This is a genomic window from Chryseobacterium oleae (assembly GCF_900115055.1).
Taxonomy (GTDB): domain Bacteria; phylum Bacteroidota; class Bacteroidia; order Flavobacteriales; family Weeksellaceae; genus Chryseobacterium; species Chryseobacterium oleae.
Genome location: NZ_FOVD01000005.1, coordinates 16,109 through 41,858 on the forward strand (window position 1 = coordinate 16,109; position 25,750 = coordinate 41,858).

Sequence of the window (25,750 nt, forward strand, 5' to 3'; positions counted from 1 at the left end):
TTTTAGTCTCCAATTCTGAAAACCAACAGTTGTGTGGAACTGCCTGCAAGGCCCATTCCGGCTCCGCTACAGTTTCCCGATTGTCCTCTCCCTAGATGGATTTGCCAGGTTCTGTTTGCCGGCAAGGTAGTAACATATGTAATAGTTCCCCCATGGTTGGAAGCTCCTCCCTGATTATGGGAAGATGTGCTATGAATTCTTGTTGTGGAAGCATTAAGAGGAAAATCTACAAAATAAGAACTGATTGTGCATCCTGGAGCATCGTGACCTCCTTCGTAAACAAAATTGATCTGATAGGTACCTGCAGGAAAAGTAATGGTGCTTGAAGCTGTATTATATGATATTCCAGGAATGGAATTCTTAATCATATTCATAGGGACCACCTGTAAACCACCAATTCCTTGTGAGATCAAAAAGTCGCTTTGTGTAGTTTCCAGTCTGAATACAGCAGGAGTCGGTATTGATAATGCCCCCAATGTACCTATCGTTTTCACCACTCCATTGGTATCAAGGACCAGAAGTGGATCAGTAGTTGTATTTCCTACTGTAGTTCCCTGCAATCGCAAAGGATCTGTTCCATTGATGTGCAGTTTATTAGAAGGTGCTGCAGTTCCTACGCCTATTCTGTCATTGACAGCATCCACTGAAAGTGTAGTTCCGTCTACAGAAAATCCATTAGTTGCTGTAGAGGTAAATGCTAAAGTATTCGCAGCTTGGGTTACTGTTCTGGGGCCTAAAAGAATACCATTTGAATTGTAAAGATTTAAAGCGCCATCATTTACATTTTTCCACAATGTTCCGTTAAAAAAATAATAACCTGCTGCAGTAATTTCTATGGTTTGTGCTACACTTGGAATCGTTCCGGTAGGAGTGGTTGCATCTGTTATATAAACAAGAGCCCCAGATTGCGCTGCTGCGTAAGTTCCTGCTACTTTTGCAGCCAGTTGTCGCCGGGTAATTCTCGGAGCCATTACACCGTCTTTTGCTGTAGTAGAAGCTCCATTTCCTGTAATATCAAGTGTAGATTGAGGATTTAATGTCGCAATCCCTACTTGACTAAAACAAGTAGAACCTATGGCTAAGAAAGCCAGTAAAGAATAAATTTGTTTTGTTTTCATATCAGTTGATTTAGGATTTTTTAAACTTAAAACTCATGCATTTTATCCTGATAAAGAAAATCCTATTTTTAATAAAATTCACTTTATAAAGACATAAACAAATATCTATATTTAATTAAAAAAAACAAATATTATAACTTAAAATATAATGAAAATCGATATTTAATGATATATTCATTATAAATATTACTTTTAATTACTAAAATTGATTTTTAAGCGAAAAAAATAAATCAAATCACCCAATCAGCGATTTTCTCATTTCATATTTATTTCAAAATATGAAATGAGAAAAAATAAGTATGAAAAACATCAAGAAAAGCAATGCTAAAACCGAGGACGTAGTTAGCGGATGGTATAGGTAAATTTTTCACTTTTCCCCGTGGCCGTTTACAATCATATGCACACTATTCAACTGATCATTAAAAAGATTGTCCAAAAAAACTACTGCAGCTTCCCGTTTTTTGAACTCGTCACGATTTCATACTCTCGGAAAACATTCACTGACTCGCTGTCTTCTATGTAGTACACGTAGTTTATTTTAATAATATTATGATGATTTTTTTCCAGATTTTCTTGCTCACGCCCGAGGTGTCAATGCACTGATTCAGCTCGATCATCAATAAAAAAGCACTCACAGGGAACGTAAGTGCTTTTAACAATTTGTGTTGTTAGAATCAATATCTCATTTTCGGTTATCTTAATTTTTTATGTTCTGTTGCCTTGTCAAATACAAATGTTGCAGCATAAGTTGCAATACCTACCTAGACAATAAAAGAGACAACGATCTTCAAAAATCAAATACAAAATAAGTGTGTTTTATCCATATGAGTTGCTTTAGTATATTATTAAAACATTAAACTTATATGTTTTCACCAGCAGTAGTTAAATTACAATTTTTATTAAAATTTTACTTAAAAAAGTGATTTAATAAAAAATAATTAAACCTAACTACACCTACACAAATATAATTTATTTTAAAGAAAAAACAAATATTACAAGCGTTAATTAATTAAATAATATTTATACATTAATTATCAACAATAAAACACATTATTTACTATTAATTAATTATTAAAAATAATTTTAAAAGAGAGACAATATAAAAATATTAATCAATATGTAGTGATTTAATATTTATTTAAAATATTAAATGATTCATAAAAGAAAATGAAGAAAAAGGAGATCTAAAACTGGCGATACAGGTAACGATTTGGATACGTAAGCTTCTCACTTTTACGGTCGCCGTTTATAATCATATGAACAATATTGATCTGATCATCAAAAAGGTTGTACAGAAAACTTACGGCTGCTTCCAGTTTTTTAGGGCTGGTCACGGTTTCAGATTCCAGGAATACATTTACCGACTCGCTGTCTTCTTCGTAGCCTACGTAGTTTATTTTTAAAAACTTCCCGTCTGCCTTTAATTTAAAATACTCAGCACAGTATTTTTCCAAAGCTTCATTGAGCTTAGCTTTGTATTTTTCATCATTAAAGTGGAAAGAGCTACCGTATTTCTTACCTAATCCGTTTTCCAGATCATCCAGAAAAAACCGGCCGGTGATCTCAAAGGATTTTGATTTCGCATTATAATTGATTTCTACAGAACCTACATGATAAGGGTGAACCTCATCGGCTTTTGTAAAGCTCTGAAATATCAGCATCATCGAAAAAATAAAGGCGAAGAAAAATTTACCCTGCATTGATTTTATTTTTAAACAAATATAAAAAAAGCAGCAGTTGTACAACCGCTGCCTTTTAAGATTACCCTTATCTGGTTATCTTTAATTATTCCTTAACTACTTTTTTAGTAATTTTTGTATTGTCATTCAATGTTATGGTAAACAGATAAACTCCTTTTACCAATGCCGAAACATCAATTTTACTTTCTGAACTGTTAACATTAGCCGTGTTAATCAATTTTCCGGAAGCATCAAAAATAGCTACGGAAGCTTTAGAATACTTCCCTAATCTTACATTGACAAAATCTTTAGCGGGATTCGGTGTGATATTAACATCTGCATTCAGCTTAACATCTGCCGTTCCCAATACAGCTGAACTTGATTTCGCAAAGTATCCTCCAAAACCTGTCGTCTGGAAACTTACTTCCCAGTATTGGTAGGTTTCGTTCCAGATAATATCAGCCACATTTGGAGTAATAACCGTAGCAGAACTCCCGAAAGATGCTGTAGTCCCAGTGTTTGCTGTACTGGTTCCCGTAAATTTCTCAATAACAAGATTGCTTTTATTCGCATTATCTGTGCTTGAAGTTGGTAATTTCACAGTGTTCGTCAAATTATAAGCATCAAAATCCGCCTGTTTGAAATATAAAGTAACTTTTCCTGTAGCTGTGGAAGCATCTGTAGCCGGATTGATTTCGTATCTTCTTGAAACATAGTTCGGCTGTGCGTTATCTACCCAAACTTTTGAAGTGATATCTCCTGAAACAGTGCTGGCAGTCTCTTTTTCCACTCGTGTGATCAGTTGGCAGGTATTGGTGAAATAATTATACCCTCCCGCTACTGTAGCTGTTTTATTCAGATTTACCGTAGCCAGATTTTTCACTTCAGCAATATTTTCATAAACGGTTGCTCTCATTTTCAGGTCAAATGTTCTTGCCGTCCATGTTGTTCCGTTGGTTGACGTTTTACTTCGCCCACTTGCGGAAACAGATTCATTTTTCATGGAAACTCTTCCGCTGAGCCCGTTAACAACAATATAAAAATCCTTGCCCGTCACCATCTGCACATTGAGTCCAGAGAGATCTACGTAGTTCCATGTAAATCTCTGAACATCATTCACCCATGAGGAAACGGTTTTTGAAGCAATAATATCTCCCGGATCGCCATTGGCATCTACTTTTCTGATCTGAATATCAACTGCCATATCACTTGGAATAACGGATGTTCCGGTTGAAAATGAAAAGCCTCCTAATTTTCCGGTCAACGTCGGTGTATATCGTACTGCCAATGCTGCATTATCGAAATAATTATTATTTTCCGCATTCACAAGAATATAAGGCTCATCATAAGTCACTGTTTCAAAATTGGATTTTACACATCCCAGTTCATCCGTAACAGCTTTATAAATATCTAATTTTCCGTAGCCCCATCTTGCATTCGGAATATTTCCGGTAGCAACATCTTTTCTTGCATTAGAAGTAAGACGGCTCTTCACTTGTGCGGCTGTCAGGGCAGGATTTGCCTGAAGTAATAAACCTACCGCTCCTGCCACTCCCGGCGAAGACATACTGGTTCCCTGATTTTTCACATAGAAATTGGTTCCGATGATAATATCCGTTGCTCCCGGAGCAGAATCAACTGATCTTGAAGAAATCACATTCTGACCTGAGCCTGTAATATCCGGTTTTTGAAAACCATCCACCCTTGGTCCCTGCGCACTGAACGAGGAAATGGATTCCTGCGCCGTATTGGTTAAATATGCACCTGCATTGGCATACCAGCTTCCTCTTCCCATGTATGAGGCTACGGTAATGGCATTGGAAGCATTCCCCGGGGTGCCTACTACATATTCATTATCTCCATTCTGAAGGGAAGCCGTAATGCCTGTTCCTTTGCTGTATAACCAGCCGTGTGTAGTGATAGGCTGAGTTCCGTTATTGGTAATTTCCAGCGTATAAACTCCCTGGCAATTCGCAACAGAACCTGCATTCCTGCTTATGACCAGCTGTACATAGCGCTTGTTGTTATCTGTACTCCAATAATTGTACATGGATGCTGTAAAACCTCCGCCTAAAATACTGTGAGCCGTATTGGTACTTATGTTTTGTGTATACTGTTGTCCATCCGGAGTCGTAAGTTTAGCAGTAACAGCGGTATCATTGTTCGCATACATCAGAAATGAAAATACAGAAGCAGCTGAAGTATTACTGCCTACGGTGAAGGCATAAGACTGTGCAGCATTCGGTTCTATATCCACTTTCCTGTGAAGATTGGCACCGTAATCATTTCCTGCGGAAATTACGACTACTCTTCCCGGACCTGAGTTGGTGAAATTATTGACGGCTACTTCATGAGAAGATGTTCCGTCGTGGGCACTTCCCTGCCCTCCGATGCTCATATTGACTACAATAGGTTTATTTAACGCTGTGGCCACATTCTTAAAGTAGGTTAAAGCATTGATGGTATTGGTCGTAGGAAAAGAACCGTTCCCTCCTTTTACAAAAACGATATCAGCTTCGGAAGAAAAACCTTTGTGTCTTTTATCGGCAAAGGCAGCACCATTCCCGGCAGCGGTACCCGATACGTGCGTTCCGTGGCCGTTTGTATCATTTTCACGGACAAAACCTGCGGGAGTTCCGTCCAATTCATCTTCAATCTGGGCTCTTGTATATTCCACTCCCGTTGCAAATCCTGTTGGAGGCACTTCGGTGCCCTGTGCGGTTAATGTCTGATCCCAGATAGATACAATTCTGCTTTTCGTCTGGTCAGCTGCATTTCTGAAATCTGGATGTTTCCAGTCTATCCCGGTATCATATACTCCTACTAAAATTCCGGTTCCGTTATAAGCGGTATTGTTGAAAGCACCGTCCTGTAAAAGGCTTGCTCCGGACTGGGCTCTGCTTACATCGTTATGAAGCTCATCAAACGTAGGGGCCATTACAGAAGTAACGTAAGGAAGCTGCGTCAGTTTTTGAATATCTTCAATACTTACCAAAGCAGTTGCAAAACCAGGGAGCTGACTTTGCACTAAAAATCCGTCGGCTTTAAGTTTTTCAGGAGTTTTTGTATAAATAATACATGAATACATGGTTTGAGCTCCTTTAGAAGTAACGACCAGATGTTTATCCAGTTTCATATCATCCCGTTCCATATCTTTAACGGTATTTCCCTTTGAGATAATTTCTTTATTTTTCAATAAAATATCAAACCTGGAGTCCAATTTCTGTACTTGTCCATAAAAAGCATACGAATACAGCCCTAAAAAAGCAGCGGTAGCGTTTCTAAGAAACTTCGCTCCTCCATTCGGAATGTTTACTTTTGTAGGAAATAGTTTTTTTAAATGCATATTTAAGTTTTTTTTAACATTACAATTATACAAATATTTATAATACAAGCAACATCACCAAAACGCCAATAATATTCATAAAAACGATAAAATAATATAAAATAATTCACCATATCGCTTCAAAAAATAAAAAATTATAGGTTTTAATTTATCCTTTAATTAAATTACATCAGAAACAATCATTTTAAAAAATATTCAACTAATTATCATCAAAAACTAAAAATTATAAACATTATTCACAATGCAGGATTTTCTATTCTATTTAAAGCTTGGCTGGGAGCATATTATTTCTCTGGATGCGCTGGATCATCAACTGTTTGTTCTGGCCTTGATCGCAGTATATTCTTACACTGACTGGAAAAAAATACTGGTTCTGGTGACTGCTTTTACCATTGGGCATTCCATTACACTTGCTTTAAGTATACTTGATATTTTCAGAGTTCCTTCAGCATGGGTGGAATTTTTAATCCCGCTGACGATTGTCCTTACTTCCCTGGATAATATTCTGATGAAAAATAAAAAGCAGACGTTGATGAGAGCCAATTATTATCTCGCTCTGATTTTCGGATTGGTCCACGGAATGGGTTTCGCCAATACGGCAAGGGTAATGATCGCCAAAAGCCAAAGTATAGCTATTCCGTTATTAGGATTTAATATCGGGCTGGAACTTGGGCAAATCTTTATTGTACTGGGTATTCTTACCTTTTTATTTATCCTTCTGAAAATATTTAAGGTCAATAAAAAAGACTGGGTTTTGTTTGTCTCTTCCGGAGTATTTGCATTAGCATTAAAAATGACTTTGGAAAGACTTCCGTTTTAACTTTGAAACATTTTCAATTTTTCAACTACTTATTATTATCTTTGGTAATTATTAAATCAATTCGGTAATGAAACTAAAAACAGTTCTACTTTCATTTTCTGTATTTGCTTATACAGGTTTCACCGCACAAAATATCCAGAATAATCCTGGAAGTAATCACGGAAACAGATTCGAGCAGCTGGGAACTATTCTCCCGACTCCCAATATATACAGAACGGCTTCCGGATCTCCGGGCCATGGCTATTGGCAGAATAAGGCTGATTATGATATAACCGCCTACCTTGATGAAGACAAAAGAAATCTGAAAGGTTCTGAAACCATTACCTATTATAACAATTCACCGGATGATCTGGATTATATCTGGCTTCAATTGGACGAAAATGAACAGTCCACGGTTAAAAATGCAGGTTTTCAGTTCCCTTCTACTCTTCCGGCTGCTTCGAATGATCAGCAGCTAAAGGTCACTGAACTTCCGGAAAAAGACAACGGCTATGGAGTAAATCTGGAAAAGGTGACGGATGCTTCAGGAAATCCTCTGAAATATACAGTCAACAAGACGATGATGCGTATCGATTTACCGAAGGTTTTAAAGAAAGGTGAAAAACTGGTTTTCAAAGTAGACTGGAACTACAATATCCCGAACAGAATAAAAATGGGCGGCCGTGGCGGTTATGAAAATTTCGCTGAAGACGGCAATGACCTGTACACCATGACGCAATGGTATCCGAGAATGTGTGTATACAGTGATTTTCACGGATGGCAGAACCACCAGTTCACGGGACGTGGCGAATTTGCATTGGTATTCGGAAATTTTAAAGTTTCGATGAATGTCCCTGCAGACCATATCATAGGTGGAACCGGCGAATGTAAAAACTATGATCAGGTTTTAACATCGGATCAAATGGCCAGATACAGAAAGGCTGAAAGCGCTGCTGAACCGATTGAAATCGTAACGCTGGATGAAGCTAAAAAAGCAGAAAAAAATCATTCCAAGCAAAGAAAAACATGGAATTTTGAAGCTAACGATGTAAGAGATTTCGCATGGACCTCATCCAGAAAATTTGTCTGGGACGGAATGCGCGTTACGATTCCTGAAAACAATAATAAAGTAATGGCGATGAGTTTCTATCCAAAAGAAGCTTACGGATTATATAGAAAATATTCAACAAAAGCAGTTGCTCATACAATTAAAACGTATTCTGAATTCACAATACCTTATCCATATCCTGTCGCACAGTCTGTAGAAGCAGCCAATGGAATGGAATATCCGATGATCTGTTTCAACTTTGGAAGAACCGAAAAAGACGGAACCTATTCTGAAGGAACCAAAAACGGAATGATCGGCGTAGTTATTCACGAGGTTGGACATAATTTCTTCCCGATGATCATCAACTCCGATGAAAGGCAATGGAGCTGGATGGATGAAGGTTTGAATACCTTCACGGAATATCTTACGGAAGAGAAATGGGATAATAAATTCCCTTCCAAAAGAGGTCCGGCATGGACGATCACCGATTATATGAAGCTTCCGAAAGATCAGCTGGAGCCTATTATGAGTAATTCTGAGAATATTATTCAGTTTGGTCCAAATGCTTATTCAAAACCGGCTACCGGATTGAATATCCTTCGTGAAACCATTATGGGAAGAGAACTTTTTGACAAAGCTTTTAAAACTTACGCTAAAAGATGGGCCTTCAAACACCCTGAACCTGCAGATTTCTTCCGTACGATGGAAGATGCCAGCGGTGAGGATCTTGACTGGTTCTGGAGAGGATGGTTCTACGGAACGGATCCTGTAGATATTGCCATCGATAAAGTAACTGTGGCAGTTCCGGATCTCAATACGCCTCCAAGGGATGCCAAAGAAACAAAGTATAAAGTGGAAAAACCGCTTCAGAATGATTTTGAAGATATTTCTAAAATCAGAAATAAAGCAGATAAGAACATCACATTCTATGTAGATAAAGATAAAGAGCTACAGGATTTCTATTACCGATACGACAGAGGTCAGGAGAAATTTGACACAGAAAAGGAATACACGGTAAAAACAGAAGCCGGTCAACCTCTGGATGCTAAGGATAAAGAGAAATTCAAAAATCTTACAGGCTATCAGATTGATTTTGTAAATAAAGGTGGACTGGTGATGCCAATCATCCTTGAATTCACTTTCGAAGACGGAACTAAGTTATATGATAAATCCTCTGCACAGATCTGGAGACAGAATGAGCAGAAGGTTTCTAAGACTTTTTATTTTGACAAAAAGATCAAGTCTATCCAACTGGACCCAATGAGAGAAACTGCGGATATCGAGACTTCCAATAACTTATGGAGCAGCAATGGCACGGATACTCAGGTTTCAAAATTCCAATTGTTTAAACAGAAACAGGGAGGTGGCCCGGTAAGAGGTGGCGCCAACGGAAAAGTAAACCCGATGCAGGCTGGTGGAAAGAAATCATAAAAATTATAAAGGTTGTTTCAAATTTGAGACAACCTTTTTTCTTTTCATTAATGCAACAGATTTATGATTTGGCTAAAGCCAATTTTGATTGTCAATACATGTAAGGCGGGCTAAGGCCCACCCCTATTGAATTTTTTAATCTTATATCGAAAAAACTCCATAATCCATTTAATTTTCGTGAGCTAAGCGGGCTAAAGCCCGCTCCTATTGAATTTTTCATGTATTGCGGATAGAACATAAACAATCTGAACGAATACTATACATGAGGCGGGCTGAAGCCCACCCTATTGAATTTCTAAAATATTGCAACAAAGAAAAATCTGCGTCATCCATGTGATCTGCGAGAGATTTTTACACGAAAAGAATTAATTCAGATAAGCCTTTAAAGAATTTTTATACGTTCTCCCCAACGGAAGTTTTTCTCCATCTTTGAGATACACATTCGCGGTATCATACGAGCTGATATGAGAAGAAAGAACGATATAGGATTTGTGAATTCTGATAAAACCCAGGTTTTGAAATTTCTCTTCAAAATTGGACATCCGCTCAAGAATCATGTATTTTTTCAGATGGGTCACCAGAATGATATATTCTCCAAATCCCTGAACCCAACGCACATCATCCAGAAGAACTTTGTGCATTACGTAATTGGATTTGAACATGATGAAATCTTCTTTCTTCTGCTGTTCCGTAGAATTTTTGAACTGCAGGAAATCTTTCGCCTTATTGATCGCCTTTCTGAATGTTTCAAAATCGACAGGTTTTACAAGATAATGAACAACATCCAGTTCAAAAGCCTTGACCGCATATTGGGTTTCCAATGTTAGAAATATACACAATGGTTTGTAAGGAAGTTGATGCAGAAGTTCGATTCCGTTGATGTAAGGCATATTGATATCCAGAATCACCAGATCTACCGGGTTCTGTTTAAGATATTCCAATGCTTCTTCCGGATCCTGAAAAACCTTCAGCAGGTCTACGTCTTCCATCTGTCCGCAGTACTTCTGGATCAGCTGGAGCGCCGGGTATTCATCATCTACACTTACAATCGTCAGATTAGCCATTACAGTTTAATTTTTAAAATAGTCTGATAGTTGTTATGGTCTACGGGCTCGGATATAAAAGTATATTTCCCCGCATAATTTTTTTCCAGAATATTGATGACTGCTTCATTTCCCAAGCCGCTGTCATTCATATTTCCGACAAGATTTTTTTTCTTTGACACAGAATTTTCGATTTCAAACAAAAGTTCCTGATCCTGTATTTTATAGCTGACATTGATATAGGTCTCCGCCTCTATTCCCACCGCAGAATGCTTCAACGCATTTTCAAATAAGGTAAGACAAACAGAAGGCGGAATATCTATCAATTCAAGAGTTTCTTCGTCTTCAATACTAAAACGGATATTCAGCTCTTTATTATACTTTAACTGATACAAACCTGCCAGAGATTTAATGGATGAAAATTCCTGCGCCATAGAAATCTTTTCCTTACTGGTATCATAAATCACATACTGAAGCAGTTTACTGAGCTGTAATATAGATTCTGACGTATTTTCTGAGGGCTGGAAACTTTTGGAGTAAATATTATTAAGCGTATTCAGCAGAAAATGGGGATTCATTTTAGATTTAAGCAAGTCTAGGTACAGCTGGTCTTTTTCTTCACCCAAATCTTTAAAATCCTGTTCGATAAGAAATTTATCCTTTGTGATGCCTAAGAATGAAGCCACCAATATGACAATTCCCTGCGCTGTATATACGTTGTAGAGGAATTTGGTATTGGAAAGGGTTTCATTAAAATTCATATGAAAAACCGCAGGCTGCAGCAAAATTCTGAAGAGACTTGATACCAGAAAACTGATCAGCGCATAAAGAATGAACTCGGGATATTTATTGGAAAGATAGAATTCCGGGACCAGATAAAAATAGACCAGACTGTAAATTCCGACATTAAAAATAATGACCGACAAAACACCCCAGATAAGTTCCGGAACGTCTAAAAAGTAGTTTTCAGTAAAAAAAGTGATGATCATGAAGATCAAAAGGAAAAAAATATGCTGAAACTTCAACAAAAATCCCCAATGATATTCCATCAGTCTTTTCAACACTTTCGCATTAAACAAAATCCTGAAAACCAATAATATAAATACAATATTTATAATTAAAAACATCTAAAAAATCCAAATTTCAATCTTTCAAATATACCATCTTTTTTACCCCATCGTGCAGTTCACTGATAAAAACTGCCATTGATTGAAAAATAAATCTGCGGCTGGTTCTTATAAATATATTTGAGACATCAGGATATTAACTCAATATTACATGAAAATTAAATTCAGATTAATCATCATTTTGCTGCTGGGAATGATCCGGCTCGCCAACGCACAAAGCCGCGACAACTACAATATGTGGTTCCAGTATCTGATGTCCGCAAGACTCACCGACAAAAGTACGCTGACTGCCCTTTCGCAGTATCGTTCTTTTGACCTCGCGTATGACACGAGACTTTTCCTAGTTTCGGCTTATGTAGATTATGAAGTGGCCAATGAAGTGAAACCCGCTGCCGGATTCATGTTTCTTGTTCTGGATTCCTATAAAACTGACAATTCAAAGAAAGAGCGCTATGAGAAAAGACCTTTCCAGCAAGTGACGTTGGGAGGCAATATCGGAAGAACTTCCGTCTCACACCGTTTCCGTGTGGAAGAGCGTTTCATCAGTAATCCGGATGAGTTCATCGTGAGGCTCCGCTATCTGATTTCCCTGAGAATTCCTTTTAACAGAAAGGGAGAGAAAGAAAAGCTGTACGGCATCCTGAAAAACGAATTGAGGATGAATGTGGTGAAGGAAGACCCGTTTGACAGTAACCGTTTAACGGCCGGACTTGGAATTAAAGTCGGGAAAAACTCAGCCATTGAAGTCGCTTTCATCAATCAGCTGGAGACCGGATCTACGAGTAATTATGGCTACATCGGCTACAGAAACAGTTTCGACTGGAGAAAGAAAAACAAAAATAAATAACTATAAATCAAATCATCTATGCTTACATTCCTTGGATTCGTCATGATTCTGATCTTCATGGTTCTGATCATGAACAAAAAAATGACTCCGCTTACGGCATTGGTTATCGTCCCTGTAACCGTAGCTCTCTTTGCAGGGTTTGGTCCTGAACTGGGAGAAATGATGAAAAATGGGGTTAAAGAAATAGCCCTCACTGGCGTTATGCTGATTTTCGCCATTCTGTATTTCAGTTTAATGATTGATACGGGACTTTTTGAACCTTTGGTCAATATCATTTTAAAGGCAGTTGGAGACAATCCCATCAAAACAACGATAGGAACTGCAGTTCTCACGGCATTGGTTTCGCTTGATGGCGATGGTTCTTCCACTTATTTAATTGTCGTAGCTGCGATGCTTCCGCTTTATAAAAAACAGGGCATGAACCCGTTGATTCTTACCTGCATCATTATGCTGGCAGGACAAATCATGAATATTCTTCCTTGGGGCGGTCCTACAGCAAGAGTTATGAGTTCCCTGAAACTGGGACACACAGAAATTTTTGTTCCTATGATCCCGATTATGGCCATTGGTATTCTGTGGGTGATATTCGTGGCCTACATTTTAGGAAGAAGAGAAAAAATAAGAATTGCCAAGCATGGAAAATTCACCAATTATAACACGAATGATATCATCGGGGAAGTAGATCTTAAGCTTAGACGTCCCAAATTGATCCTGATCAATCTGGCTCTTACCATCACTCTTCTAGTCGTGATGATTCTGGATCTTGTTCCGCTGGGAATTGCTTTTATGATTGCTTTCTGTATCGCTTCCATCATTAATTATCCTAAATTAAAAGACCAGCAGAAAATTATTTCCAAGCATGCGGGCAATGCCTTATCTGTAGCAGGAATGATTTTCGGCGCAGGAATTTTTACCGGGATTCTGAATGGTTCCGGTATCATGCAGGCGATGGGAAACAGTATGATTGAAATCGTTCCGAAAAGCTGGGGCGGTTATCTGAACATTGTGACGGCGGCTTTCAGTATTCCGCTGACTTTTTTCCTGTCGAATGATGCTTATTATTTTGGAATACTCCCGATTATTGTTGCTACGGGGCATCAGCTGGGTATTTCTCCGGAAATTCTTGGAAGAGCGAGCCTTATCGGACAGGGTTCACATCTTTTGAGCCCGCTGGTTCCATCTACTTATTTATTGGTATCGCTGGCCGGTGTAGAATTTTCAGACCATTTGAAATATACACTGAAATGGGCATTGGGATCTTCAATTGTCATGTTGATCGCTGCATTGATTCTTGGAGTGATTTAATCTAAAGATTGGAAGCTGGAAGAGGGAGGATGGAAGTTGATATTGGACGCAGTTTTAAAATTAATTGGTAAATTTAAAAGATTAATAAACAGGATTTAAAAATCAATAAAAACCGACCGGAAGATATTATTTCCGACTTCAATAACTTCCCTCTTCCAGCCTCAAGCTTCCCTACCCCATTATTCTATTTCAGATGTAAAAAAAACAACAGATCTTTGTACGGACAGTATATTTTATTCTAATGAACCTTTTTGAAACTCAAAAAACATTCACAGGAAGATATTTAAAAAATCTCACCTTATATGTATTTGCCGCCATTCTCGGTGGAGTGCTTACGGGGCATTATGCGCCTGAGGCAAGCATCCAGCTGGGAATTGTGAGCTGGTATTTCTTTATGGTTCTGGAAATGCTGATCCTACCGATTATCTTTATGGCGATCATGTATGGAATCTGCCAGCTGTCGGGAATCAGAAATGCGAGCAGCATTGTTTGGAAGACGATTCTGTATTTTCTGATCATCAGTTCGGTCGCTATTATTTTAGGATTTATCTTCGGGTTTGCTGTAAAACCGGGTGCTGATACGGGAATTGACACTGCGAAGATCAGCAGGTCTCTTCCTAAAACATTTGAAATCAACGACAGTACTTTATCCGGAAGCCTGTATCTCAACAGGCACGGGATCTTTCTGATTGTTTCCATCGTAGCGGGGATTTTCATGAATCTTTCCGGAGCAAGAGAAAAATTTCTGAACATCCTGGACAAGGGTCTTAAGCTTTTTTATACGGTCATTAAATACCTCTACATTATCCTTCCGGTCATTATTTTCTGTAATATCGCCTATGGAGTTGCGGTTTACGGGATCAACACACTTCTTCCCCTTAGTAAAGTGGTGGCAACAGTTTATCTGGCTGATATCGTCTTTATCTTTGGAATTCTGGGGATTGTCGCGTACCTGTTCAAAATCCAGTTGTGGAAATTTTTACTTGATTTAAAGGAAGAAATTATTCTCGTAATCACCACATCTTCCTCCAAGACGGCTTTCCCGCTGATTTTTGAAAAAATGGAGTCCGAAGGATACAGCAGGAAAATTTTAAGGTTTGTGATTCCTTTGGGTTATAATTTTAATCTTTCCGGGGCCTGTATTTACATTTCCGTGACGTGTTGCTTTCTGATTCAGTTTTATAATATTTCATTATCTGTCAGTGATTATCTCTGGCTTTTCGCCATCATTACCATTACTTCAAAAACGGCATCGGGTGTTCCCGGCTCGGGATTTTTAGCTTTAATTTTTACGTTAAACAGATTTGGAAAAATTCCGTTGACGGACATTGCCCTTCTTTACAGCGTAGACCGTTTTATGAACGAAGCGAGATCCGTGACCAATTTTATCAGCATTGCGATTTCCGGGGCGGTGATTTCGAAAATTAATCAGTCTTCAAAGAGTCATTTGGCTGATAAATCCCAATCTGAAACATTTTAAAATATTTCAAATATTATTTTAAAACATTAATACTCAATATTTTTCCGTTCTATTTCTGCATTTTTTGTAATTTGGTTTCATCCAAACTCAACAGAAAATCATGAAAAATATACTTCTAACGCTCAGTATCTTTCTTTTAGGATTTAATCTGACATATTCGCAAACTCAATCAGGGACCGAAAAAGATCAGGCTGAACTCCGTAAAGTACTGGATATTTTTATGTCCAGCTTAAAAGCCAAAGACAGCACAAGTCTTTACCGCTTATTTTATGACGGACCGGTAACATGGGTTGGTGTATATAAAGATAAAACCCAGCAGAAAAGAATTGAGAAAGATCCCAAATCTTCAGATCATAAATTAGCAGATTATAAATCCTGGTTCAGAAGCACAACCAAAGGATCTGTGAAAGAGGAAAAATTTTCCAATGTGAATATTGACACCGACGGCAGCGTAGCTTCAGTAACCTTTGATTTCAGTTTCTGGGCAGGCGGAAAGAAAGGTTTATGGGGAAAAGAATCCTGGGGACTCGTGAAAATTAAGAACGAATGGAAGATCACCAGCGTAATATTTTCAATGGAGCAGGAAAGTATTTCTCCTGAACCCAAGAGAGAATAAGCTGTAACTTTTTGAAAATGAGAAACACTTATTACTAAAAAAAATCATGAGAACATTTCTTGTCCTTTTATTAGTAAGCAGCGTTCATTTATTTTCACAGAAACTGCTCACTCCAGCCAACAGCAGTATTGATGCTAAACTGATCAAAGATGAAACCTCGGAAGCCATTTGGTATGCCGACAATGCAGGCACAAAAACAGAAATAGGAAGCATCATCACTGAGCTTAAAAAATTAAACAAAACGGATCTCCTCATCAGAACCACTGTAAAACTAAAACAGGCTCCCGATGCCAAGTGGACAGATTCCACCATCGTAAAAACAGCTAATTTCGAACCGGTCTATCATTCCTCTTTCAATATGATGAGGGATATGGTACTCAAATCGGGCAAAACAAAAGTTACCGGGTATTATCTCGACAAAAAATCTCAGGAAAAACACAGTATCGATATTCCGGCAGCGAATTATTTCGACAGCAGCAGTTATCCTATGATGATCCGCTTTTCTCCGCTTAAAGAAAATTATACCGCCGATCTTTCTATTTTCGATTATAATCCGGATGCCAAACAGGGACTTATAAAAGCCTATATCCTGGAAGTAAAGAAAACCGATTACGACGGAAAAAAAGTCTGGGCCGTAAAAACAACGGATGATATCAGAAATAAAACAACATTCGTCACCTATTATATTGATACCGAAACCCGAAAAATCCTGAAACAGGATATGGACCTCGGCGGGAGAAAAATGACACTGGAAACCATCAAATAAAAATCTTTAAAGTTTACTGTTATAGTAAACTTTTTCTTTTTTAAAGGGTACCCCTAATTACAAAATATCCGCACTCCCCTACTGCAAAGCAATCATTAAACGATTGATTATCATCATACAAACATCAATAATAAATCTACATACGGTGTATTATGTAATGATATTTTTTTTATCTTTGACGTACACTTACCACACCAAATCGTCAAAAATCCTGATTGACACTAAATGTTCAGGAATGTAAAACAAATTAAATATTAATCTATGAAAAATGCTAAATCATTAAGCAGAGACGCGCAAAAATCCATTATGGGTGGTGCGGCAAGACTTGTTTGTTGCGAGCGCGACGATCAGGGAAAATGTACTTTATGGATCGGGCCTGGACAGCACTGCCCTTAATTCAACGAATTATTAGAGTTAAATACAAAAGCCGGAAGTTTCCGGCTTTACTTTTTTCATTTTTCTGCCAAATTTTCACACTTGAAATTAAAACTCTGCCATTTCATCCACAGGGACCTCATGGCATACATTTAGAGAATTATAATGGAGAATTAATTAAAAAATAAAATATATTATGTCAGTAAACTTTAAACCATTAGCAGACAGAGTTCTTATCGAGCCTATCGCTGCAGAAACTAAAACAGCTTCAGGTATTATTATTCCGGACACTGCGAAGGAAAAGCCGCAGGAAGGTACTGTAGTAGCAGTAGGTCCAGGTAAAAAAGATGAGCCTACAACTGTTCAGGTAGGTGACAAAGTTCTTTATGGTAAATATTCAGGTTCTGAATTAAAATTAGACGGAAAAGATTTCTTAATCGTTAAGGAAGGAGATTTACTTGGAGTAATTGGATAAGACTCCAGATACAAGACATCAGATTTCAGACTTAAAACTGAATAAAAAATAAATTTTCAAATAATGCTTGGCGTCTAACATCTGACGTCTAACATCTAATATCTAAATAAAATGGCAAAAGAAATAAAATTCGATATTGAATCAAGAGACGCTTTAAAAAGAGGGGTTGATGCATTGGCTAATGCAGTAAAAGTAACGTTGGGACCAAAAGGTAGAAACGTAGTGATTGAGAAATCTTTCGGAGCTCCTCACGTAACTAAGGACGGTGTTTCTGTAGCAAAAGAAATCGAACTTGAAGACAGAGTAGAAAATATGGGTGCGCAAATGGTAAAAGAAGTTGCGTCCAAAACTAATGATATCGCAGGAGACGGTACTACTACCGCTACTGTATTGGCACAGGCTATCGTAAGAGAAGGTCTTAAGAACGTAGCTGCAGGTGCTAACCCAATGGATTTAAAAAGAGGTATCGACAAAGCAGTAACAGCTGTTGTTGCAAGTCTTAAAGCTCAGTCTAAAGAAGTTGGAGATTCTAAAGAAATGGTAAAGCAGGTAGCTTCCGTTTCTGCAAACAACGACGAAACTATCGGATCTCTGATCGCTGAGGCTTTCGGAAAAGTAGGTAAAGAAGGGGTAATCACTGTAGAAGAAGCTAAAGGTATCGATACAACAGTAGACGTTGTAGAAGGTATGCAGTTCGACAGAGGATATCAGTCTCCTTACTTCGTGACTAACCCTGAGAAAATGGTAGCTGAAGTAGAAAACCCTTATATCCTTTTAGTAGAGAAGAAAATCTCTTCAATGAAAGAATTACTTCCCGTTCTTGAGCCTATCGCACAAAGCGGAAAATCTCTATTAATTATTTCTGAAGAAGTGGAAGGTGAAGCTTTAGCAACTTTAGTAGTAAACAAATTAAGAGGTTCTCTTAAAATTGCTGCTGTAAAAGCTCCGGGATTCGGAGACAGAAGAAAAGCAATGTTGGAAGATATCGCGATCCTTACAGGTGGACAGGTTATTTCTGAAGAGCAAGGTTTCACTATGGAAAACATCTCTCTGGATATGCTTGGAACTGCTGAGAAAGTAACTATTGATAAAGATAACACAACGATCGTAAACGGTGGTGGTGATGAAGCTAAAATCAAAGGAAGAGTAGCTCAGATCAAAGCTCAGATGGAGACTACTACTTCTGACTACGACAGAGAAAAACTACAGGAGAGATTGGCTAAATTAGCTGGTGGTGTTGCCGTACTTTACGTAGGTGCAGCTTCTGAAGTTGAAATGAAAGAGAAAAAAGACAGAGTAGATGATGCCCTTCACGCTACAAGAGCAGCTGTTGAAGAAGGTATCGTTGCAGGAGGTGGTGTTGCTTTAGTAAGAGCAATCTCAGCTTTGGAAAACCTTACAGGAATCAATTCTGACGAAACTACAGGAATCAAAATCGTAAAAAGAGCGATCGAAGAGCCATTAAGACAAATCGTTGCCAACGCAGGTGGTGAAGGTTCTGTAATCGTAGCGAAAGTTGCAGAAGGAACTGGAGACTTCGGATACAATGCTAAAACTGACGAGTATGTGAACATGCTTGAAGCAGGTATCATTGACCCTACGAAAGTAACAAGAGTTGCCCTTGAAAATGCAGCTTCTGTTTCTGGAATGCTTCTTACTACTGAATGTGTGATCACTGAAGTGAAGAGCGCTGAACCTGCTATGCCAATGGGAGGTGGAATGCCGGGAATGATGTAACAATGTCATTGCGAGGTACGAAGCAATCTTATTTTAAATAACAAAACCGTTCAGATTTTTCTGGCGGTTTTTTAATTAAAATTAAAAATATCCTTTAATAAATTAATTTAATATGAAAGACATTTATTTTAAAATTCCATTGTACAAAAAAAATGAAATCACTGATCAAGCAAAATTTATTCAATTTATTGAATATGATGGTATTGTCGATGGTTACAATCCTCATTTAGATGAAAATACTACATATAGAGTTAAAAATCTTAGATCCTCTACTTGGTATGAACATTTAGAAAGCTATTGCGGATATCACCCTGTAGAATTAACTTGTGTTAGAACTGGATTTACAATTAGATATTATTTTCTAATTGAACTTGACGAAACCGACGCAGATAATGAAAAATTTTATTTTCAAAAAGTAGGCCAATACCCAACGATTGCAGATTTAGAAATTAGTCAACTTAAAAAGTACAGTAAGATTTTCAGTAAGAATGATAAAAAAGAATTAGTAAAAGCTATTGGACTTTCTTCTAATGGAGTTGGAGTTGGTTCATTTGTATATTTAAGAAGAATCTTTGAGAATTTAATTACTAAACATTATGATATTGCCAAACAAACTACAGGATGGAATGATGATGAATATCATAAATGTCGAATGGCTGAAAAAATCGGAATGTTAAAAGATTTTCTTCCAGAATTTGTAGTTAAAAATAAATCTATATATTCCATTGTGAGTAAAGGAATTCATGAACTTGAGGAACAAGAATGTTTAGAGTATTTCCCAGTATTAAAAGATGCCATTATTTTGATTTTGGAGATGGACTATAAAAAATGGGAAAAACAAAATCAGGAAAATCAGGCCCAAGAAAATATCCAAAAAATAATTGACAAATTAAGTAAAGACAAAACCTAATGTCAGAGATTTGTAATCTGTAATTAAGTCTATTACACATTCGATGTAGCGGATTTGCAATCCGTAATTTCACCCCCATTGGTGCGAGTGTATCGCTCGTAATCCCGCTACGCAAAGTCTCCCGACTTTGAGCGATTAAAATAAAAAACACTCCCCTTTTAAAATATGCTCCAAAGTCCGGAGACTTCGGAGAGCGGCTGTGTAATCACTGAAATGAAAAGCGTAGAACCTAATGGAATGCCGGGAATGATGTAGTCGTCACCGATGCTTTAAATATATAAACCGCTTTGCTTTTGCAGGGCGGTTTTTTTGTGCATTAACTGTTTGAAAAAGGAAGAAGTCTTCACATTAAGAAAAAATTTTCTATCTCATTATTTCACCATTAGTAGAAATACTTACATCATTTTTGAGTAATAAATACGGTATTTTCACGGCCTACATTCCCTTAATTTTACAGATACAATCAAGAAATTCTTTTCTTAAACAGGTAAACCGAAAACTGTAGAGAGTAGGTAAAAAAAAAATAAACTCAATTATTATGGCAGGAGAAGATAGCAGAATACATGGCTACAATGCCGTTTATCGCACGCAACAGCCCGTTAAGTTTCACTCTTTTGAGCTGGATAGTAAGAACAAACCAAAAAATTTTATTTATCAAAAGGTAACCATTGATGGGCCCGGTGCTTCAGTTAACGATCATCAAGGGCATATTGTACCCCAAAATACACTCAATCTTGTATTAAATCCTCTTATGAAGGATATGGCAAAAAATTGTAATAATACTTCCCAGGTTGAAAATTTCATTAAGAATTCATGGATGCAGTCTGTTTATGATTATGGGAAAAAAATTGGTGCCCCCATGTTTATTTTTGGCGATGATGATCCTGAAACTAAAGTAGGAGGTTTTTTCTCCATTGTGACCTGGAACCCGGTTAATATTTGCAGAGCCCCTGAAGATAAAAACAGAGGTGGCGTCCCTGGCGAAACTATCGATACTCAGGTAGAGCAATATCTTGCTAACCATCAGGCAGATCAAGGCGTTAATGCAGCATGGCTTTCAAGCTTGCAGGCTCTTATGAAGGATAGTAAAAATGTGGATAAAATAAAAGATTATATTGCGACATGCTCTGATACCCTATCAGGACAGGTAAATAAAGGTATTGGCTATTATGCATTTCCCTGGAAATATACCGGAAAGGTTTTAAGTCCGAAATAAGATATTACAAATTTTACAACTAAACAGACTATGCCAATGGGACGTAGAATGTTTGGAATAATGCAGCCATCACCGACGCTTTAAATATATAAACCGTTCTGCTTTTGTAGGGCGGTTTTTATATAACTTGATTATATTTCTGTAAAATATCTTTAAACTCTTTTTTATGCTTATATTTTTCTTTAATATCAGGTAAAAATTTAGATGCTAATACTCCCTCTTTTAAAATTTCATCCAGATGTTTATAAAAGCTTACATCATCACCAATACTAGCATAAATTGCGGCTTTCGTCCCTATAGCAGTATGATTATTCTCTAAACTAATTGCTTTTTCAATTGTTGAAAAAGCCAAATCATATTCTCCTTTTAATCGGTAACAATTTGCAAGTGTATTATAATAGTTTGCATTTTTAACTCTTACTTTTGTTAATTGCGAAAATGCTAATTCAAACTGATTTAAATATATTAGATAATAAACCTTTGTAAAGATTAATGTTTCATCATCAGTTAAACTTATTGCTTCATTAATATCCTCAAGCGCTTTGTCATAATTATTGATTTCTTCATACAGATTAGAACGATTTGAATAATAAATCGGATTACTTTGATCTAGAGCTATCGCTTTGGTAAACGATTCCATTGCCTCGTCAGTAAATTTCAAATGTTGATAAATTACACCATAAACATTATATAATCGTGATTTAGGTTCAAAATTTTGTCTTTCTGCATTTTGAATAGACTTTAAAGCATCCTCATATTTATTCATTTCAATAAATACAACTGACTTTTCGTAATGGGAATTAGCATTTTTATCCGTTGAATTAATACTTTCATCATAAATATCCAATGCTTTTTGATATGATTTCTGGGAAAAATAAATACTTGCTAAGCGATTTAGATTACGTGTATATTTTGGATATTTCTGTCTAATCAAAGCAGAAAGATCCTTTGCTTTTCCAATTTCTTTATTACTTAAGTGACAATTTACCAAATTATCAGATATAGCCAAATCTTCTGGACTAAGTTGAAGATATTTCTCAAAATTGATTATAGCTTGTCCCCAATTTTTCTCTTTATGAAAATGAATTCCTAAAACACGAAATTTTTCTTTTTCACTAAGAAGGTAATCTTTTAATGGTGTAGATGTAAGTTTTAACTGTGTGTCAATTAATTTTTTATGTTGCAATGCAGGAAAGCCTCTAATAAAACTGACAAATTCTTGAATATATCCCGCGTAAGGATAGTAAATACCATTAATATTATAATATCTTTCTATATCTTTTTCAGCATTAAAATCATTCTTTTTACCTTCTTTTTCATTTCCTTTAGTATTACACATAATATATTTAAAAGAATCTGGAAGGGGCGATCTTTCTAATGCCTCAATAAACCTTTCAATATTTTCTCCATCATAATTATCATAAATATTATCAAATAATGGATTATGCTCCTTAAAAAAAGGTAGAAAATAGTTATAAGGAGTTTCTCTAAAATAGAGGTTCTCAAAAATTTTTTCCGTAAAATTATATTTTCCAATACCAATGACAAGAATATATTCAACTATTTGCTGACAAGCCTCTTGTACTTTAAGATTTAAAGTTAAAGATTTAACTTTCCGTTTAATTGTATCAAATCTTAACCATTTATTTCCTAAATGGTTTAATATCATAACTAAATATGTAAGTGCTCTTTCCCATACTTTATCTTCATTATCATTAATAAAATCAACCAATATCGAAATCTTTTTTTCATCCGCTTTATTGGATATAAATAAACTACAAGTAATTGCACTTATTAATTGACATCTTTCAAACCATTGATGGTTCTCATAATCATTTCTAATTCTATTAATTTCATCAAATGTTTCCTTCGTCAATGTTTCATTAGCATATATTGTATCAAAAAGCATTTGAAGATGATTATTTTTATACTTCTTATCAAAAGTTTTTAAATAATCTAAGTCACCATACATAAGTTGATCAATTTTTGACTTTATATTATGCATCTCAGAAGCTAATTCTCGATTACCGGGATCTTTTTTAAGATCATCAATTTTAATCTTTATTAAAATAGCTAAATCTTCAATATTATCATCCTTAGTATCTAATATATTAGGATCTTTCTCATCAATAACAGCGTCTTCTTCTTGAACCTTTTCTTGAATAAGAGCGTTCAAATAATTAACTAAAGATTCTCCCCAATCATCAATTTTAATGAGTTTAACATCAAAATTAGAGAAGTCATTATGATCGTTAGTAGAGAATATATAATGATTTCCAACAGTATAATTATTGTATAAACTCTTAATTTTAGTAAATAGATCATTAACAAATGGATCAGAAAGACTAAAACCTAAAAAAAGAAAAGTTTTATTCTTAAAAAAATCTCCTAGGGCATCCTCATTTGCATTACTAGTAGAGTAAATTGTCTTATAATCACTTTCAAATAAAATTATAGTTGTAGGATTTTTAAAATCACCATGAATTTTATATAAAAATTTAGAATCTTCCCTTTGTGACTTTAAAGCTAAATAAGAGTTTTCATTTCCAAAAACATCTATACTAGGATCTAAGGGCTTATTTGTTTCTAAAATTTGATCATAATTAGTTGTAATAATCTTCGGCGATAATTCCCAAAGTAATTTATGTATTTTAGAATCTAAGGGATCTTTAGTATTAATTTCATTAAAAACTTTGTAAACGTATTCTTTAGCTTTTGTTTTATAAATACTACCACTCTTGGAATCATTTTCAATTTTGTTTAAAATTTCCAATGGATTTCTTGTACCATCTATTAAAGAAGACTTTAAATTACTAAAATTTAGATCTGAAGTTTTTCCAAGAGGGATGATTCAACGGTGTTGAAGTTCCTGCACCTATAAAGAGAACAAGCTTATTATCTCTAATAGCTTTCTTCAAATTTTCATCAATCATTAGTTATAAATTATACGCGTTTTAACAAAAATAATGATTTTACTTATAATTACAGTAAACAAATTGATTTTTGAATTTTTATAAGCCACCCAGTGTGCAAACCCTTTCAATTTTGGCCCCAATAAAATCAACAATCCTTTTAAAACAAGTAACTAACTTCAAATAATAAAAAAATCACTCTGTTTTTGAGAGCGGTATTATTATATAAATCATAAAACGATTGAGTCAAAAATAAAAGCAGCACCAATCAACCCAAATCCACCAACTCCGGCAGAGAAACTTCCAAAGCATTCGCTATTTCCAGCAATGTATAAAGCGTGGGATTCACTTTTCCGTTTTCCAGTTTTTCAATAGCCTGACGGTCTTTGTTACACGCACGGGCAAGATCAGACTGGCTCCAGCCCTTCTGCTGACGAAGCATCACGATTTGCTTACCTAATTCTATCTTTAATTTCGCTCTGGTCATAACACCAAATGTCAGCTAATTTGTTGACAAAATTGTCATGTAATTATATGACAATGAGTAATTCAAGAAGACTCAAAACCCATACAAGATATCAGACAGGTACTTACAAAATAACAACTGTTCTGAGATCCGTCTCAAGGGAAAATGCTTGATAAACTGGGATTTAAAGAAGGACAAATGGTGAACATAGAACAAAAGAAAAACAAGCTGACAATCACTCTTGATCAATCGTGATATAAGAATTACATCTTCAACATTAGCTTATGACCATATTGAATTACAAACCCTATTGTATGAAACTAGACATAGTCGTATTTTGTTTCCCTCAAGTTCCATAAGACTTCCTGAAAAGGGATTTTAAAAAGAACATGGTTGTTTGTAATCTGAGGATAAAGTATTTGATGATAAACATCCCTGTTTTAAACCAAATACAAACTACGATAGTGAAAAATAGATTTGGACCGGAGTTTCGTAATTTTGCTCTTATATCATAATATATCCATCTTTGTAAAAAACTAAAGAACCTATTGATTCATGATTAAAATGTATACTTTAATAGCAACAGTACTCCTATTCTTCCTTGGTTGTACAAAAAAAGATATGAAATATAGTGTAGGTCAGGAATGGAAATACAAAACCCGTCCTACGGAAGAAAAGTCTACCCTTAAAATTTTAAAGATTGAGGAATATCCTGCAACCGGAAAAGTAATTCATATTTCCGTTAGTGGTCTGAAGATGAAAAATCCTAGCAGTCCTACAGGCTTTTCAGAAAACCTGAGTCATATTCCTATATCGGAAGAAGCTTTAAATAAAAGTGTCACCAAGCTACAAAATCATACCCGCAAAATGCCCGATTCACTTGAAACAGACGGATATTCTTATTGGAAAAGAGAATTTGATAAAGGAGATGCAGGAGTATTTACAATTCCCGTTTCTGAAATTGTAGGCTCAATGGAAAACGCTATTATTTCAGGAAACTTTAGTAAATAAAAGCATACTTTCCATTGCTGGCGCAAGCGTATCGCTCATGGCC

At 36.2% G+C, this 25,750-nt stretch carries 19 protein-coding genes; 12 read left to right on the forward strand and 7 right to left on the reverse strand.

What is annotated here, in order from left to right; translation table 11 throughout:
- Positions 1-2 precede the first annotated feature (2 nt).
- The 3 genes from BM143_RS15720 to BM143_RS15730 form a co-directional block, all read right to left on the reverse strand.
- On the reverse strand, positions 3-1,118 hold the full coding sequence (locus BM143_RS15720; RefSeq protein ID WP_090025439.1) for a hypothetical protein: 1,116 nt from the start codon (positions 1,116-1,118) through the stop codon (positions 3-5).
- Positions 1,119-2,302: 1,184 nt separating this feature from the next.
- Positions 2,303-2,818: a DUF6702 family protein gene (locus tag BM143_RS15725; protein WP_090025440.1), complete on the reverse strand. Its 516-nt coding sequence runs from the start codon at positions 2,816-2,818 to the stop codon at positions 2,303-2,305.
- Positions 2,819-2,903: 85 nt separating this feature from the next.
- Entirely contained in the window at positions 2,904-6,143 is a 3,240-nt protein-coding gene (locus BM143_RS15730) for a S8/S53 family peptidase (RefSeq protein WP_090025441.1), read from the reverse strand.
- A gap of 241 nt (positions 6,144-6,384) precedes the next feature.
- Here BM143_RS15730 and BM143_RS15735 point away from each other — a divergent pair, with 241 nt between their 5' ends.
- Together BM143_RS15735 and BM143_RS15740 are read left to right on the forward strand one after the other, a co-directional pair.
- Positions 6,385-6,963 carry a HupE/UreJ family protein gene (locus tag BM143_RS15735; RefSeq protein ID WP_090025442.1) on the forward strand — a complete coding sequence of 193 codons (579 nt, stop codon included), beginning with the start codon at positions 6,385-6,387 and terminating at the stop codon, positions 6,961-6,963.
- A 67-nt stretch (positions 6,964-7,030) separates the two neighbouring features.
- Positions 7,031-9,421, forward strand: coding sequence for a M1 family metallopeptidase (locus BM143_RS15740; RefSeq protein ID WP_090025443.1), 2,391 nt, complete (start codon positions 7,031-7,033; stop codon positions 9,419-9,421).
- A 365-nt stretch (positions 9,422-9,786) separates the two neighbouring features.
- On the opposite strand, the gene BM143_RS15745 is transcribed toward BM143_RS15740, so the two are convergent.
- Both BM143_RS15745 and BM143_RS15750 read right to left on the reverse strand, forming a co-directional pair.
- On the reverse strand, positions 9,787-10,485 hold the full coding sequence (locus BM143_RS15745; RefSeq protein WP_034723538.1) for a LytR/AlgR family response regulator transcription factor: 699 nt from the start codon (positions 10,483-10,485) through the stop codon (positions 9,787-9,789).
- Positions 10,485-11,591 carry a sensor histidine kinase gene (locus tag BM143_RS15750; protein ID WP_228430862.1) on the reverse strand — a complete coding sequence of 369 codons (1,107 nt, stop codon included), beginning with the start codon at positions 11,589-11,591 and terminating at the stop codon, positions 10,485-10,487. Before BM143_RS15750 ends, BM143_RS15745 begins: the two co-directional genes overlap by 1 nt.
- Positions 11,592-11,742: 151 nt before the next feature.
- On the opposite strand from BM143_RS15750, the gene BM143_RS15755 reads away from it, so the two are divergent.
- The 9 genes from BM143_RS15755 to BM143_RS15795 all read left to right on the forward strand — a co-directional run bounded on the left by BM143_RS15755 (position 11,743) and on the right by BM143_RS15795 (position 21,318).
- Positions 11,743-12,438 (forward strand): DUF2490 domain-containing protein, encoded by a 696-nt coding sequence (locus tag BM143_RS15755; protein WP_072921526.1) that lies wholly within the window; start codon positions 11,743-11,745, stop codon positions 12,436-12,438.
- An 18-nt stretch (positions 12,439-12,456) separates the two neighbouring features.
- Positions 12,457-13,743, forward strand: a complete 1,287-nt coding sequence (locus BM143_RS15760) for a CitMHS family transporter (protein ID WP_090025445.1) — start codon at positions 12,457-12,459, stop codon at positions 13,741-13,743.
- Positions 13,744-13,984: 241 nt separating this feature from the next.
- Positions 13,985-15,223: a cation:dicarboxylate symporter family transporter gene (locus tag BM143_RS15765; RefSeq protein WP_090025446.1), complete on the forward strand. Its 1,239-nt coding sequence runs from the start codon at positions 13,985-13,987 to the stop codon at positions 15,221-15,223.
- Positions 15,224-15,323: 100 nt separating this feature from the next.
- Positions 15,324-15,839: a hypothetical protein gene (locus BM143_RS15770; protein WP_090025448.1), complete on the forward strand. Its 516-nt coding sequence runs from the start codon at positions 15,324-15,326 to the stop codon at positions 15,837-15,839.
- Positions 15,840-15,885: 46 nt separating this feature from the next.
- Positions 15,886-16,605 (forward strand): DUF3108 domain-containing protein, encoded by a 720-nt coding sequence (locus BM143_RS15775; protein WP_090025450.1) that lies wholly within the window; start codon positions 15,886-15,888, stop codon positions 16,603-16,605.
- A gap of 571 nt (positions 16,606-17,176) precedes the next feature.
- Complete coding sequence (locus BM143_RS15780; protein ID WP_034723531.1) at positions 17,177-17,455, forward strand: co-chaperone GroES; 279 nt, start codon at positions 17,177-17,179, stop codon at positions 17,453-17,455.
- 111 nt (positions 17,456-17,566) lie between these two features.
- Entirely contained in the window at positions 17,567-19,192 is a 1,626-nt protein-coding gene (groL, locus tag BM143_RS15785; RefSeq protein WP_034723530.1) for a chaperonin GroEL, read from the forward strand.
- Between the two features lie 112 nt (positions 19,193-19,304).
- Positions 19,305-20,102, forward strand: a complete 798-nt coding sequence (locus BM143_RS15790) for a hypothetical protein (protein ID WP_090025452.1) — start codon at positions 19,305-19,307, stop codon at positions 20,100-20,102.
- A 538-nt stretch (positions 20,103-20,640) separates the two neighbouring features.
- Positions 20,641-21,318 (forward strand): hypothetical protein, encoded by a 678-nt coding sequence (locus tag BM143_RS15795; RefSeq protein ID WP_090025453.1) that lies wholly within the window; start codon positions 20,641-20,643, stop codon positions 21,316-21,318.
- A 118-nt stretch (positions 21,319-21,436) separates the two neighbouring features.
- On the opposite strand, the gene BM143_RS15800 is transcribed toward BM143_RS15795, so the two are convergent.
- Entirely contained in the window at positions 21,437-24,091 is a 2,655-nt protein-coding gene (locus BM143_RS15800; RefSeq protein WP_090025455.1) for an SIR2 family protein, read from the reverse strand.
- A gap of 407 nt (positions 24,092-24,498) precedes the next feature.
- A complete protein-coding gene (locus BM143_RS15805; protein ID WP_072921517.1) occupies positions 24,499-24,717 on the reverse strand; it encodes a helix-turn-helix domain-containing protein in 219 nt (72 codons plus the stop codon).
- A gap of 600 nt (positions 24,718-25,317) precedes the next feature.
- On the opposite strand from BM143_RS15805, the gene BM143_RS15810 reads away from it, so the two are divergent.
- On the forward strand, positions 25,318-25,707 hold the full coding sequence (locus BM143_RS15810; protein WP_228430864.1) for a hypothetical protein: 390 nt from the start codon (positions 25,318-25,320) through the stop codon (positions 25,705-25,707).
- Positions 25,708-25,750: the final 43 nt, after the last annotated feature.